The sequence below is a fragment of the Bacillus cereus group sp. MG16 genome, assembly GCF_040459875.1.
Taxonomy (GTDB): domain Bacteria; phylum Bacillota; class Bacilli; order Bacillales; family Bacillaceae_G; genus Bacillus_A; species Bacillus_A paranthracis.
Window position 1 is genome coordinate 4,917,106 of sequence record NZ_JARVHE010000001.1, and the last position, 14,559, is coordinate 4,931,664.

Genomic DNA, 14,559 nt, shown 5'->3' on the forward strand with positions numbered 1-14,559 from the left:
TAGGGGGCACTTCAACTTACTTGTGCTCTTTTTCATATACCGCAAACAACATATCTCGAAACAATGTATTTAAACTCTCAATATCGATCCCTGATCCCTTTTCAATTCCTTTTACATATTGCTGATAGTAATGAATTTGTTCTTCTAAAAATTGATTCAACACATCAATTTTTAATCCAATATCTAATTCAGTACCTGCCTTTTTCTTTATTAACAACTGTTCAATTTCATATAATACGCTACGCTCCAATGATAATTCTGTAATTAATCGATCGAATTCTACAGGAGGCAAAGTTGTTTTCTCCTCTAGCCACTTACAAGCCAAAATAGGACGCAATACATAAAAGTACTTTTTTAGCTTTACATTCTCACCTTGCAAAAATTCACGATAATTTTTTGAAGCCATATGTAAGTAATGATATATCGTTGCTTTCGGATCGAAGTTCTTTTCACTCATTTGCTGAAGCTGTTCTGGAAAATTAGAGTTTTTCAAATAAAAAATGGGTGATCGAATCCATTCGAGTAAAGCTGGGTTTGACTTTGCAAATAGTTGTAACGCTTTTTTAATATCCCATCCGCTTATATCTAAATCATCACTAATCGGATACTCAATTACATCTCGTTTATCATGAATGGATAAATACCATTCTATCGGGTGCATATAAACGAATCTAACATCATAATCACTATCTTTTGATGGAAATCCCCATGCACGACTCCCTGACTCCACAGCGAATAAAATTTTCACATCATTTTCTTTCTCAATTCGTTCTAACTCCAACTTAATTTTCTCTCTCATTTCATACCCTCTCCATTTTTTGATTATTTCCTTGGAAATTCGACAAATATATTACTAAGTTTACTACATACTAAAATAGCTGTCAGAAAATTTCCGACAGCCTGTCAAAATTCGTTATTTTTTACTTGTTCTTTTCAGTTACACTAACCGCAATTCGTTCAAACTCTTTTTGAATCTCCTCTTTGTATGCATCTACTTTTGAAAAGTCCATAGCAGCAATATAAATTCGTTCTAATTTATCACGAACTGATTTCGCTTTCGCTAAAAAAGACATCGCCTCGTTCATTTTTGCTTTATATTGAATAGAGACGTCACGAATTTCTTCCGCATACTTCTCATCCGTCCCTGGTGTTACAATAAGGGCATACATATCTATAATTTCATCACCTTCGCGGCTCGGAAAATATTCATGTGGTGCGGTGCTATCGAAAATCGCAAACCCTAATTCTCTTACGATCACCATATCAAGGCTATTTGGATCAAACCCACAATGATATACTTCAACTTCAAATCCTTTTTCTTCTGCTGCCTTAGCTAATTTTTTGAGCATTGTTGATTTTCCAGAACCTGGGCGTCCTTTTATAAAATAACGATGTGGTAATCCTTCTGTTAAATTAGGAACAAAATCAACTGCTCCTTTCGGTGTAGCTGCTCCTAAAAACCGATGTTTCACAAGCGATTGTTTCCCAACTTTATCTGTAAATAATTTCTGAATGAGCTGCTCGGTTAGTTCGTTCGCTTTATTAAAATCAATATTACTAATATATATTTTCTCCCACTCATCATGTATAACTAATGCCTCGTTAAAACGAGCGTAAGCAGCTTGAAAAGCTTTGCTTGCTTCTGAAACAAATCGTTCAATTTCCACTTTCTGCTTTCTTAACTTATCTGAATCCCAAGCAATTCCTAAATTAATATACTCCTCGACAACTCCTGGCATTTTTGGCTCAATAACATGCGGTGATGTTCCATCAACAATTCCTACTTTTAACTTCGGGATAATGACACCATCAACCGATTTATTATCAGAAGAACAGTGTAAAAATTCAATATCATACCCCTTTTCAACCCATTCACGACCTATTACCTTAATTAAAGAAGATTTTCCCGTTCCAGGTCCACCCTTTAAAATAAATAATCTGTTTAGTCCTTTTAAATTCTCTTCATATAAATTATGAAATCCTCTAGCTGTATTTCCACCAGCATAATAATTCAATACATTCCCTGTCACTGCACTCACTCCTTCGCAGCATTCTATTTACATAAGCTACAATATGCGAGCAACTTTATTTGGGTGAATACCTATTTTGTGTTGCACAGAAAAAGGAAATGAATTACAATTTTATTATCACGAAAATTCCGAACTTTAAATTGAATATACCTTTATCAAGAGAGGCAGAGGGACCGGCCCTTTGAAGCCCAGCAACCTCAGTTTATACAAACTGAATAGGTGCTAATTCCTGCAAAATGCATTGCATTTTGAAAGATAAAACGTAACTATTGTGTGCAAAACTCATCTTTCTTGATTATGAAAGGTGAGTTTTTTATATTTCAAAATATATACTTGGAGGTATTTAAAGTGAAAGTAATTGACCTATCCCAAACATTTGAAAAAAATATGTCTCAATTTCCTGGAACACCAAAAATCAATTTAGAAGCCATTACAAGCGTTGAAGAAACAGGTTATCAAGTTACAGATTTTCATTCTGTCGTTCATGTTGGTACACATTGTGATGCTCCTGCTCATTTCATTTCAGGCGCAACGACTATTGATCAATTGCCCCTAGACCAATTTGTAGGTGAAGCTGTTCTTATCGACGTAACTCATGTACAAGAACGAAAACTACCTAAAGAAGTATTACACAATGCTGACATAAAAGAAGATGATATTGTCATTTTCCATTCCAACCTATCTAATAAATGGAATACAGAAGCGTATGAACAAGAAGCCTTTTATCTTTCCGAAGAATTAGCTGAAGAATTAGTTCAATTAAAAGTAAAATCTGTCGGTTTAGATTTCATTTCTCCTGACGAGGTAACGACAGAAACATCGCCAATTCATCACATACTACTTGGGAATAATATTTATTTAATCGAAAACTTAACAAACTTAGATGCCATTAATGCAAAACGTTTCTTTTTCTCAGCGGCACCTTTAAAAATTAAAAATAGCGACGGTGCTTTCGCAAGAGCATTCGCTGTAATTTTTTAAACAAACTATACAAAAAAGCAAAGATCATCATTGACCTTTGCTTCTATTTCTTTTATTTAAACTAAGAAAGAATTGCTCAACGCGAGGACGTAACCAAGCTAAATAATCTTTCTCTTTCTTCTTTGTACAAGCTATTTCTTCCCCATCGACCATTCCGACAAGCTCTAGCTCTAACAGTTGCCTCGTAAATGCTAACATATTTATTTCTTCTTCCGGATACTCTTCTTTTAATTTCTCCTCAATTTCCCCTAATAAAAAACCGTCACGCATCATTGCCAATGCATCAATCCAAAGTGGCGGCATTTCATATTTTTCTCCTGTAATTGTATCTTTTACAATATAATTCTTTTGCTCTTTTCGAAATTGAATCGCGTGTAAGCATACAGTCGAATTTAATGTTAATTCCATCATACCACCTCTTTCATAATATCTGCATAGAAAAAAGGATGCGCGTGCACCCCTTCTTTTTCTAACACTACCGAACCGTTACATGAATAACAAATCTCATGTCGATATTTTCCTCCATTATAAACGAAGTATTTTATAAAAAAAACCCTTCTCGAAACATTTTATAAAATGTTTATATTTACGCAACAAGAACACTTTTCTGAAAAATATTTTCTTCTAGCGCATTATGCTATCGGTAAAAAAATCTTCACCTTCATTCCTAGCTCTCCGCTACTTTGAATCGCAATACTTCCTTGCTACTCCTCATGATCAATACAAAAACTCTACATATTATCTCATTAAATTATAAGTATGAAATTACTTTCAGAGCAATCTGTAACCTTATAACGAGAAAAGGAAGGAGATTTCCCCTTCCTTTTCATCACAATTTATATCCACCTTACTCGATCATGTAGCAATCCATCCGTAAAGTCATTTCCACCAACTACAAAATCATTCATATATAAATTCAAATATTCTCCGTACTTACTTTCTGTATTTAATAATAATTCCTCTACATAATAGGCACCTTGTTTAAAGTTATCGAACAGTAAACTACACAAGCCAGCATAAATGCCACATCCTACTTGGAAGTATGTCGCATTCGTTTTATATTTATGAAAAACTTGACTGCTATTCATCACGTTATACATATAAGTCTCGCTATTTTCATAAACGAGTAATACACCGACTAGATCCTCGCCCGCAATCTCTTCTTCGGCTGGATTAAATACTTTACGATTCCAATTCCATAGATCTTCTACCTTATCTAAGTTCTGTCTAATTATATTTGTTGTATACTCGTTAATTCGGTAAAGAAACCCTACTTCCATGTTAAAGTTTTTCCCTAAAATTAAAACTTCCTCATGCGGCATCAAACAACCATAAAATTCTTTCTCTCCCAACTTTACTTTATACTCTGAAGCATATACATCTTCATAAAAGTAAAGAGGACGATGATGACTCATATACATCGGATAACTCCATATCGCTTCATCTAGAAATCGCTCTACTGCCCATGAAGCATACAGTGTATGAGGCTTTATAAGTGCTGTATCATTCAAAAATGACGTATCATGTTCTACTATATAGCATGCTCTTGGCTTTTCATTCGGGCGTTCCTTCATAAGTTCAACAACCATCCATTGAACGACACCTGGATTCATACCTGAGCCTATAATTGCTTTTGTATTTTTAAATTTATCTTTTTCCTTCTCAAATCTCGTATATCTTTCCGTAAGCTGAAAGCCGATTAAACTATCGTCCTGATCTACTGCCTCGTTTTCCAAAGCTGAATTAATATAACAAATTCCAAGTTCATTACAACAGCTTAATACTCTGATCGTATCTGCCCCTGAAACATCAATCACAACGCTCGTACTACTTTCTTTTAAATGTTTTTTAAATGTCACTACATCTTGGAGATCTATTTCGGATAAAAACAATTGATCTTCCAAATTTGGAAACAACTCGTCATAATACGTCCTATCTTTTTGTTTTATATCTACCAAATAAAATGTAACATTCTTTATCACTTCATAAATCGGGTCTTTTTCATTTACTATCGCTTGATTTAAAATCGCTAAAACTGCTTTTGCTGCTCCACCAGCACTACCAAGTAATGTAATCGATAACGAATTTGGAAACTGCTCCACCAACAAAACCCCTTTAATATATTAGTTAAGCAGTTCTCCCTCAAAAAAATAAATTGAATACATCAAAAGATAGCTCGTACATATTCTTTATAATTTAGTACACAATTTCCTCTTCAACAGTCATACTAACATATTTATATTCAATTCATTTTTCCCCTCATATTCAGATCAAGCTAAACAAATAGGCTCGACCTTTTCTTCTGCATATAAAAGAAAAAGCCAGCCCTTTCAATTAACTTACGGACAATGGACAGATTTTACATGTTGAATATTTACATACATTTTCGCATCACGCGCTTTTAATATTTCAATATGCCCTTCATCAATCTTCGCCATCTTTCCGATTTTATTATATTCCTCACCTAAATCGAACACCATAATTTTGCCAGACATTTTAATAAGTTGTTCTTCAAACGTTCGAGCTAACGTAATATTTAAGGGATTCACGGGGAGTTCATTTTTATTGAGGGCGTAAGGCACTTGATTTTCTTTATACGGAATTAACCATTTCAAGTGTTTTAAAGATATATATACAGTTTTATAAACTGGACTATAAAAAACAATATAATCGTTCATTACACTTGTAACATACCCATGTATTGGAGCATTTCCTGCTACATAAATTTCCGTAAAAATCCCTTTGGAAGTACTTAATACTTTCCTCAAAGAAATTGAAGGTGACTCTCTCTTAATTACAGAATCCACATCTGGTTTTGAGATTTCTTCATCATGTGGTCGTAAAAATTTATAATATTGTACATGGTATAAAGATATATATACGTAGTCTTGTCCATTGTAAAGAACAACGATATCATTTCCTACGTCTATTAATACACCTTTAAACCTTTTTTCACCAATTAATTTAACATATATATTTTCTCCAATACTTTTGTTTAACTCATTCATCTATATCCTCCTTCCTATGAATTTCTTCTTTCCTGTCTTTCATTTCTAAAAAAATAATCAGGGCAAAGTTCTGTTTTAATAGTAAGTAATTCCTTTTCATACTATTGAAATAAGAAATTGTTCTTCTCTTTCCCTCATAATGCCCCTCTTATTTATTAAACATTATTCATCTTCATTCTTTTTACATTTAACTACTTGACTCACACTCTTAATATGAGACTTAACTACATAAATCACTTCATCGCAGTTTACTAGTGTAATGCAACCATGGTGTACCTCACTTAACAAACCTTCCACACATTCTGGACCACCACGATTAATTTTTACCCACTTATACTTCAAGTCTTTTAATATATCTAGAAAAGTATCCTCATCAGAGCAGAAACATGAACTATAGCAATCGCCACATTTACTTTCTTTTACTTTCTTAACTAGACTCTTCACATGTTTCAAGTGATAATATACTAATTCACCATGAGGTAATTGTAACGTTAGATAATCTTTGCCTAACGATACGAGCTCACCAACTCGACTTTCTGGTCCGCGAAGGTTTACTTTTACAGTCTCACCAACTAAACATTTAATTTGGTCACAGCATAATACCAATTTTGTATCCCCCTTTCTTATTATCTTCCTCTACTTGATTGTCTTTGTGCACGAGCACGACCTGAATTATTGCTACTTTCCTTACTATCGTCGCTCTCATCGCTCTCTCCGCATGCTAAAGCATTATAGTTAACACTTTTAATATGCTTTATTGCAATTAATATAATTTCTTCTTTTACGATTAATGTTACGAAGTCACAAGAAACCTCTTGTAAAATGCCTTCCACTTTCTCTGGACCACCGCGATTAATTTTCACCCAGCAGTATTTGAAACTTTCAAGCAATGCTTCAAAGTCTTCTGCACAAGCGCAATCTTCCCACTCGCAATCACTTGATCCACATTCTTTCGCATTTTTTGTAATGCTTTTCAGATGACTAAGTTGATAGTAATAAAGCTCACCTTTTTCATTCTGTAATACGAAGTAGTCCGGACATACTGATATTATTGTTCCTTTTTGAGATTCTGGACCACCCCTGTTTACTCTCACAAAAGATCCAATTAAGTCTTTCAAAAAATCACAATGAAATAAACTCACGAGAAAACCCCTTCCATTAATTTATAAGCTTTTGCACTGATAGTATATGTATCTGTACAGGTTACGTTCTCTATGTTTGTCCTAGCTAGAAAAAAATATGCTTTTAACATGGTAGACTACTACCTATCAAAATTTGAAGAAAGGCTAAGAACTCCTTATGCTTTTAATATCTTTAAACAAAAAATCCCTTATGAAGATACATTTCTGCATATCTTCATAAGGGATTTCCCATAGTTTAATCTTCGTCTTTAACATCCATATCTTCTGGAATTGGTTCGTTCAATATTTCTTCCACTAATTGCTTATATTTCTCCATTTGTTCTAAATGTGTATTGAATTGTTCTTTATTTAATAAATACTGCTCTCCATCAAATAGTGCACGAATTTTCTTTTGCTGAATTAACTCTTCAATATACGACTTTGGTAAATTCAAATACTCCGCAGCTTCTTCTACTGTTATATACAACTCGTTCATTCCTTTATTATTTTTTCCTATATACTGTATCTTACTTTATTTTTGTAAACAAATAAAAAAGATTTTGTAAATGCAACCTAAAAAGCAGGTAGATGCATTCCATATATTGTATAATAATATATAGTAAGAATTTTTTAAATATAGAATGGTATTACCCATTTACACAAAGGAGAGTTAACATATGGCTACTCGTCACATCATTACAATGTTAGAAAAAACATTACAAATTGAAACAGAAAACACAATTTCTCATTTAACTGCATCTTTATCTGATCGTATTCTTTCTCAAAGCGTAGCAATACAGGAAAACAATTGTTACCATACAATTGGAGAATGGTACAAAAATCATTTCTTATTCCAACAAGATGATTTCCTTTGGGCTAAATACGTTTTCTATGACGCATATTGTGAGGAAATAAAAAAACAAGGTCATCTTACAAAACGTGTTCGCCAAATATTAGAATCATTAGCTCGAATGCATGGAAAACAGTACATTGCTTCTATATTAAACATGCCATTTCCTAACGAACGAGCTAAAGGAACAGCATAATGTAATACAGTTCTGCGCCAGCAAAACATAGATTCATTATTTTCTAGGGAGATTTATAAATAAAACGTTCATGTCACATGAACTGATGAAACCGGTGTCATTATAATGATTGAAAATATAGTAAACAGGAAAACCCCCATTTATCTCTCTCGTCATTTGAATAGAGAAGTAAATGGGGGTATACTTGTTCCTTTACTATTTCATCATCTGCTTAATCAATTCACGATTTCTCTTCTTAAATACTTCATTATGCGAAGAAACCATTCCATACTCACTTGCATCTGGCTGAATAAATTGTTTCGCTTTATTTACAGCATTTCCAGCATCTTGGAATGCTCCCGCAATTAAGTGTAATTTTCCTTCATGCTTTAAAATATCCCCAGCGGCATATAATCCGTCTACTGAAGACTCACTATTTGCATTCCCTGCAATATAAAAATTATCTATAATCGCAACGTCTAACTCACTATTTTCTAATAATGTAATGTCACGTTCATATCCATGATTAATAATAACTTCATCAACAAGTAAATGAGAAACTTCACCTGTCTCATGATTCGTTAATTCTACATATTCAATCGCTTCATGACTATCACCAGCAATTAATTTTGTAATCGATGTATTAAAGAAACACTCAGCTGAGCTGTTCAGCAGTTGCTTCACTTGTGCTTCATGACCAGATAATTCTTCTTTTCTATATGTTACATATACTTTTTTCGCGATTGGTTCTAATTCATTTGCCCAATCAACGGCAGAATTTCCTCCGCCGGAAATAATGATCGTTTTATCTTTGAAACGCTTTAAAGACTTCACTGTATAATTTAAATTCGATACTTCAAATCGCTCAGCACCTTCAATTGATAACTTTTGTGGTTTCAATATACCACTTCCAGTTGCCACAATAACTGTTTTTGAAAAGTGTTCTTTTCCATCGTTTGCTTTTAACGTAAAAGTGCCATCTTTATTACGAATAATCGATTCTACTTTTGTATTTAATACAACTTCCGGCTGAAATGTTAACCCTTGTTGTACAAGTTGCTCAATTAATTTATCACCTGTAACTGGTAATAGTCCTCCTACATCCCAAATCATCTTCTCTGGATAAACATGTATTTTTCCACCTAGCTGTGGTTGAAATTCTATTATTTTCGTTTTCATTTCTCTGAGTCCACTATAAAAAGCTGAATAAAGCCCTGCAGGTCCTCCGCCTATCACAGTTACATCAAACAATTCTTCTCGATTCATTCGTGCTCACTCCTCAGCTACTAATCATTGATTATCATTCTCAATAAAATATAACCTGTTTCCGCAAAATTTACAATTAAAATTACTATTGACAATACAACTAGATAAAATTATATTATTTAATGAATCAATAGTGATAATCATTATCAATTTGTTAATAATTAGAAAATTTGAGATTACATCTTCTTTTATTAGTATGGTTAATACTATATTGTGACATCTCACATTCGAAATTTTTAATAAACATTTTGTATTACCACTACTCTTTCAAAAAGATTGCAGTTAAACAAATTATTGTATACACATATCATCTATTTAAAGGAGACAGACGATGAAAAAGTTATTTATTTCACTAACAGTTCTTTTCGTCCTTGTTATGAGCGCTTGTAGCAATGGCTCTACAGACAAAAAGAACGATGCAAAAGGTAGTAAATCAGAAACCATTACATACCAATCTGAAAATGGTAAAGTAGAAGTTCCTGCAAATCCAAAACGCGTTGTTGTTTTATCATCATTCGCTGGTAACGTAATGTCATTAGGTGTAAATCTTGTAGGGGTAGATTCATGGTCTAAACAAAACCCACGTTTTGATAGCAAACTTAAAGACGTTGCTGAAGTATCAGATGAAAATGTTGAAAAAATCGCTGAACTAAATCCAGATTTAATCATCGGTTTATCAAATATTAAAAATGTTGATAAGTTAAAGAAAATCGCACCTACTGTAACATACACTTACGGAAAAGTTGATTACTTAACACAGCATTTAGAAATTGGTAAGTTATTAAACAAAGAAAAAGAAGCAAAAACTTGGGTTGATGACTTCAAGAAACGTGCACAAGAAGCTGGTAAAGAAATTAAAGCAAAAATCGGTGAAGATGCTACAGTGTCTGTTGTAGAAAACTTCAACAAACAGCTTTATGTATACGGCGAGAACTGGGGTCGTGGAACAGAAATTCTGTACCAAGAAATGAAATTAAAAATGCCTGAAAAAGTAAAAGAAAAAGCATTAAAAGAAGGTTACTACGCATTATCTACTGAGGTATTGCCTGAGTTTGCTGGTGATTACTTAATCGTAAGTAAAAACAAAGATACTGATAACTCATTCCAAGAGACAGAATCATATAAAAACATCCCAGCAGTAAAAAATAATCGCGTATACGAAGCAAACATGATGGAATTCTATTTCAACGATCCACTTACATTAGACTTCCAACTAGACTTCTTCAAGAAGAGCTTTCTTGGTAAATAATACAAACATGAGGAATTCTTAAATTAAGAATTCCTCTTCCTTTATTCTATGAAAAGAAAAGATGTGAAACGAATGACAAAAGAACATGACCATACACGTTCTATAGCTTTTACATACAAATTAATTTTAAGCATAATTGCATTCTTTCTTATTTTTATGGTAGCAATGGTATTAGGTGCTGCAGATACTTCAATAAAAGACGTATGGTCAGCACTCACTTCCTCCGCAAAAGGGGATAAAATATCTATTATTCGCGAAATACGTTTGCCCCGTGAAGTTGCCGCTATTTTTGTAGGAGCTGGACTTGCTGTTTCTGGAGCAATTATGCAAGGATTAACAAGAAATCCACTTGCAGATCCTGGATTACTCGGGCTATCTGGTGGAGCAAATGCTGCGCTTGCACTAACACTTGCTTTCAATCCTTCCATCAGCTATCTTTACTTAACATTAGCTTGCTTTATCGGTGCTGCAGTTGGCGCAATTATGGTATTTGGAATTGGTATGGCGAAAAAAGGCGGGCTCTCCCCTCTTCGAATTGTATTAGCTGGTGCTGCCGTTTCAGCATTTCTACTCGCAATTTCAGAAGGAGTCGGCATTTACTTCAAAATTTCACAAGATGTATCACTTTGGACTGCTGGAGGCGTAATCGGAACTACTTGGAGCCAATTGAAAGTTATTATTCCAGTCATTTCAATTAGTATCTTTATCGCTATCTTACTAGCAAAAAAATTGACAGTTCTTAGTTTCAGTGAAGAAGTGGCTATTGGACTAGGTCAAAAAATTATTGTTATTAAAACCATTCTATTTATCATTATTATCTTACTTGCAGGTGCGTCTGTAGCACTTGTCGGAAATATGGCATTTATCGGTTTAATGGTACCTCACATGGTACGCCCAATTGTCGGTCCAGATTACCGATTTGTTATACCGATGTCAGCAATTGCTGGTGCTTCCTTTATGCTACTTGCAGATACAATTGGACGTACCATTAACGCTCCGTACGAAACACCAGTTGCTGCTATTGTCGCAATTGTAGGATTACCATTCTTCCTATTCATTGTACGTAAAGGAGGAAAAATGTTCTCATGATCCCATCTATTCTAAGAAAACAACGTCTTATTATACTCGCTTTACTTATACTAACCATTACAACTATTGTAATTGGAATGGGGCTCGGTTCAGCATCTTTATCTTATGAGCGACTACTCCCAACACTACTGGGACAAGGAACTTTTAAAGAAGAATTTGTTTTATACTCTTTAAGGCTACCTAGAATTATCATTACATTATTAGCTGGTATGGCTCTCGCTTTATCAGGAGCTATCCTGCAAGGAATTACCCGAAATGATTTAGCTGAACCTGGTATTCTCGGAATCAACTCTGGGGCCGGTGTTGCTGTTGCTATTTTCTTTTTATACTTTCCAATAGATGTAGGCTCATTTCTTTACTTACTACCTGTCGTTGGATTTATCGGAGCATTTCTAACAGCTGTTCTAATCTACTTGTTTTCATATAGTAAATCAACTGGACTTCAGCCGGTGCGATTAACATTAACCGGTATCGGTTTTGCATTTGCACTATCTGGAATGATGATCGTCCTTATTTCATCCGCAGATCGTATGAAAGTGGACTTTATCGCCAAATGGATTGCCGGTAACATTTGGGGAGATGACTGGATCTTCGTTTTAGCAATGCTTCCATGGTTAATCGTATTCATTCCGTTCGTTTTCTATAAAGCAAACCGATTAAACATTCTAGCATTAAACGAACCGGTCGCAATTGGCGTTGGAATTGAAATTGAAAAAGAACGCAGATACTTATTAGTGGCAGCCGTTGCGCTTGCAGCTGCAGCTGTTTCTGTAACAGGAGGAATTAGCTTTATCGGACTGATGGCTCCTCATATCGCGAAATCTTTAGTAGGTCCAAGGCATCAAATCTTCATGCCTATCGCCCTTTTAATCGGCGGATGGCTATTACTATTAGCAGACACAATTGGACGAAATATCGTTGAACCTAACGGTATCCCAGCAGGTATTGTTGTCGCTTTAATTGGTGCTCCTTACTTTATGTATTTGTTGCTTAAAAAAGCGTAGAAAGACCCTCAAGAGTCAAATCTTGAGGGTCTTTCTTGTTTCATTCTACTGTTGCCCATACCCTTCAAACTTCTTCGCCAAATTCTCCATCTCGTCTTCTGGCAATAGCTTCGGTTCCCCAATGCTTTTCGTTTGATAATAAATTTGCGCACAAAACTCAATTTCTTCTGCAACGGTAAATGCCATTTTTATATGGTTTGCACCCGCAATTAAACCGTGATTCGCAAGTAAAACGGCACGGCGATCAATCATCCCTTCAAAAGCCGCCTCTGCTAATTGCTTCGTACCAAATGTTTCATACGGTGCACAACGAACATTAGGACCTGCGAAAGCAATTAAATACGATACTGCGGGCAGTTCCCATCCTAATGATGCAATCGTCTTCGCATAAGGAGAATGTGTATGCACAAGCGCATTTATATCTTCACGCTTTCTATAATAAATAAGGTGCATATCGAGTTCGCTTGATGGTTTTCTCTCTCCCTCTACTACATCGCCATCTAAGTTTAATATAACTACATCTTCAGGCTTCGTTTCATAATAATCTAAACCACTTGGGCTAATGGCAACAAGACCTTGCTCCCGATTGAAAATACTAATATTACCGCCTGTCCCCTTTGTTAAACCGCTAGAAATCATTTTCTTTCCATACGCTACAATTTCTTCTCTCTCTTTTTGTAATAACATATACATCCCCCTAAGTATGAAGCTTATGATGACTGACTTTGTATCTATCTACTTATTAAAATAGCTTTTTTAAGTTCTCCGTAAACGGTGCTTTTACAATCCCTTTTTCCGTAATAATCGCAGTTACATTTTCATGTGGCGTGACATCAAATGCTGGATTATATACTTTACTTTCTTTCGGAGCAGAATACTGTCCGAAACGATTAATTACTTCAGAAGCATCTCTTTCCTCAATCGGAATTTCTTTTCCTGTCGGTGTTTTTAAGTCAATTGTCGGTGTTGGTGCCGCTACATAAAACGGAATGTTGTAGTATTTTGCTAAAATAGATACGCCTAATGTTCCAATTTTATTTGCTACATCACCATTTGCTGCCACACGGTCGCATCCAACGATTACCGCACCAATCTTCCCTTGTGACATGACCATAGCTGCCATATTATCTGTAATGACAGTGACGTCAATTCCCGCTCGCTGCAATTCTAATGCTGTTAACGTTGAACCTTGTAATCTAGGACGTGTCTCATCTGAATAGATTTTCAAGTCCCATCCTTTTTCTTTCGCTAAGTACATTGGAGCTGTCGCAGTACCATACTTAGTCGTCGCTAACGCACCTGCATTACAATGTGTTAATACTCCCATTCCATCATGGAATAATGTTAGTGCATGTTCTCCAATGTGACGGTTAATTTCTTCATCTTCTCTATGAATCTCTTTTGCCTCTTCTAATAATCTATCTTTCAACTGGGCGATTGATAAGTGTGCGTTCTCTGTCGCGACTGCCTCCATTCTTTCAAGTGCCCAAAATAAGTTTACTGCTGTCGGTCTTGATGTTGCTAAGTATGCACATACCTTTTTTACTTCCTCTATCAATTCTTCCACCGTATTTTGAGTAACTTCCTTGGCTCCTAAATACACACCATAAGCTGCTGAAACACCAATCGCCGGCGCTCCTCTTACTTTCATTACTTGAATGGCATCCCACACACTTTCAGCTGTTTTAAAAGATTCATAGACAACTTCATTCGGTAATAATGTTTGATCTAATAAAACTAAAGCATCATCTTTCCACTGGATTGGTATTAATTGCTCTTCCATCAT

General features: G+C 34.9%; 16 protein-coding genes and 1 riboswitch. Of the genes, 5 read left to right on the forward strand and 11 right to left on the reverse strand.

Features of this window, described 5'->3' with window-relative positions; all coding sequences use genetic code 11:
* Window positions 1–16: 16 nt before the first annotated feature.
* Both QCI73_RS25520 and QCI73_RS25525 read right to left on the reverse strand, forming a co-directional pair.
* Window positions 17–799, reverse strand: a complete 783-nt coding sequence (locus QCI73_RS25520; protein WP_327924391.1) for a nucleotidyltransferase domain-containing protein — start codon at window positions 797–799, stop codon at window positions 17–19.
* 121 nt (window positions 800–920) lie between these two features.
* A complete protein-coding gene (locus tag QCI73_RS25525) occupies window positions 921–2,030 on the reverse strand; it encodes a PRK06851 family protein (RefSeq protein ID WP_000147495.1) in 1,110 nt (369 codons plus the stop codon).
* 149 nt (window positions 2,031–2,179) lie between these two features.
* Window positions 2,180–2,292: riboswitch (SAM riboswitch) on the forward strand.
* Window positions 2,293–2,378: 86 nt separating this feature from the next.
* On the opposite strand from QCI73_RS25525, the gene QCI73_RS25530 reads away from it, so the two are divergent.
* Window positions 2,379–3,011, forward strand: a complete 633-nt coding sequence (locus QCI73_RS25530) for a cyclase family protein (RefSeq protein ID WP_262724564.1) — start codon at window positions 2,379–2,381, stop codon at window positions 3,009–3,011.
* Between the two features lie 27 nt (window positions 3,012–3,038).
* On the opposite strand, the gene QCI73_RS25535 is transcribed toward QCI73_RS25530, so the two are convergent.
* From QCI73_RS25535 to QCI73_RS25560, 6 genes are all read right to left on the reverse strand, one after another.
* Window positions 3,039–3,419 carry a hypothetical protein gene (locus QCI73_RS25535; RefSeq protein ID WP_000424100.1) on the reverse strand — a complete coding sequence of 127 codons (381 nt, stop codon included), beginning with the start codon at window positions 3,417–3,419 and terminating at the stop codon, window positions 3,039–3,041.
* Window positions 3,420–3,847: 428 nt separating this feature from the next.
* Entirely contained in the window at window positions 3,848–5,113 is a 1,266-nt protein-coding gene (locus QCI73_RS25540) for a hypothetical protein (RefSeq protein WP_000434741.1), read from the reverse strand.
* Between the two features lie 237 nt (window positions 5,114–5,350).
* Window positions 5,351–6,019, reverse strand: coding sequence for an LSm family protein (locus QCI73_RS25545; protein WP_001004273.1), 669 nt, complete (start codon window positions 6,017–6,019; stop codon window positions 5,351–5,353).
* 162 nt (window positions 6,020–6,181) lie between these two features.
* Window positions 6,182–6,625 (reverse strand): spore coat protein, encoded by a 444-nt coding sequence (locus QCI73_RS25550; protein ID WP_113711388.1) that lies wholly within the window; start codon window positions 6,623–6,625, stop codon window positions 6,182–6,184.
* A 20-nt stretch (window positions 6,626–6,645) separates the two neighbouring features.
* Window positions 6,646–7,161 carry a spore coat protein gene (locus tag QCI73_RS25555; RefSeq protein ID WP_327924396.1) on the reverse strand — a complete coding sequence of 172 codons (516 nt, stop codon included), beginning with the start codon at window positions 7,159–7,161 and terminating at the stop codon, window positions 6,646–6,648.
* 235 nt (window positions 7,162–7,396) lie between these two features.
* Window positions 7,397–7,636 carry a helix-turn-helix domain-containing protein gene (locus QCI73_RS25560; RefSeq protein ID WP_001004507.1) on the reverse strand — a complete coding sequence of 80 codons (240 nt, stop codon included), beginning with the start codon at window positions 7,634–7,636 and terminating at the stop codon, window positions 7,397–7,399.
* A gap of 181 nt (window positions 7,637–7,817) precedes the next feature.
* Here QCI73_RS25560 and QCI73_RS25565 point away from each other — a divergent pair, with 181 nt between their 5' ends.
* Window positions 7,818–8,186 (forward strand): hypothetical protein, encoded by a 369-nt coding sequence (locus QCI73_RS25565; protein WP_000235473.1) that lies wholly within the window; start codon window positions 7,818–7,820, stop codon window positions 8,184–8,186.
* Between the two features lie 195 nt (window positions 8,187–8,381).
* Here QCI73_RS25565 and QCI73_RS25570 read toward each other — a convergent pair whose 3' ends face one another.
* Window positions 8,382–9,431: an NAD(P)/FAD-dependent oxidoreductase gene (locus tag QCI73_RS25570; RefSeq protein WP_327924397.1), complete on the reverse strand. Its 1,050-nt coding sequence runs from the start codon at window positions 9,429–9,431 to the stop codon at window positions 8,382–8,384.
* 331 nt (window positions 9,432–9,762) lie between these two features.
* Here QCI73_RS25570 and QCI73_RS25575 point away from each other — a divergent pair, with 331 nt between their 5' ends.
* The 3 genes from QCI73_RS25575 to QCI73_RS25585 are packed head-to-tail and all read left to right on the forward strand — an operon-like array spanning window position 9,763 to window position 12,773.
* A complete protein-coding gene (locus QCI73_RS25575) occupies window positions 9,763–10,680 on the forward strand; it encodes an iron-hydroxamate ABC transporter substrate-binding protein (RefSeq protein ID WP_000732578.1) in 918 nt (305 codons plus the stop codon).
* Between the two features lie 48 nt (window positions 10,681–10,728).
* Window positions 10,729–11,769, forward strand: coding sequence for a FecCD family ABC transporter permease (locus QCI73_RS25580; protein ID WP_353823992.1), 1,041 nt, complete (start codon window positions 10,729–10,731; stop codon window positions 11,767–11,769).
* Window positions 11,766–12,773: a FecCD family ABC transporter permease gene (locus tag QCI73_RS25585; protein ID WP_353823994.1), complete on the forward strand. Its 1,008-nt coding sequence runs from the start codon at window positions 11,766–11,768 to the stop codon at window positions 12,771–12,773. The genes QCI73_RS25580 and QCI73_RS25585 overlap by 4 nt, the downstream gene beginning before the upstream one ends.
* Window positions 12,774–12,818: 45 nt before the next feature.
* On the opposite strand, the gene QCI73_RS25590 is transcribed toward QCI73_RS25585, so the two are convergent.
* Window positions 12,819–13,460, reverse strand: coding sequence for an L-fuculose-phosphate aldolase (locus tag QCI73_RS25590; RefSeq protein WP_000926545.1), 642 nt, complete (start codon window positions 13,458–13,460; stop codon window positions 12,819–12,821).
* A 55-nt stretch (window positions 13,461–13,515) separates the two neighbouring features.
* The gene (mtnA, locus tag QCI73_RS25595) at window positions 13,516–14,556 is read right to left on the reverse strand and encodes an S-methyl-5-thioribose-1-phosphate isomerase (protein ID WP_353823995.1); all 1,041 of its coding nucleotides are present in this window, start codon (window positions 14,554–14,556) and stop codon (window positions 13,516–13,518) included.
* Between the last annotated feature and the right edge of the window lie 3 nt (window positions 14,557–14,559).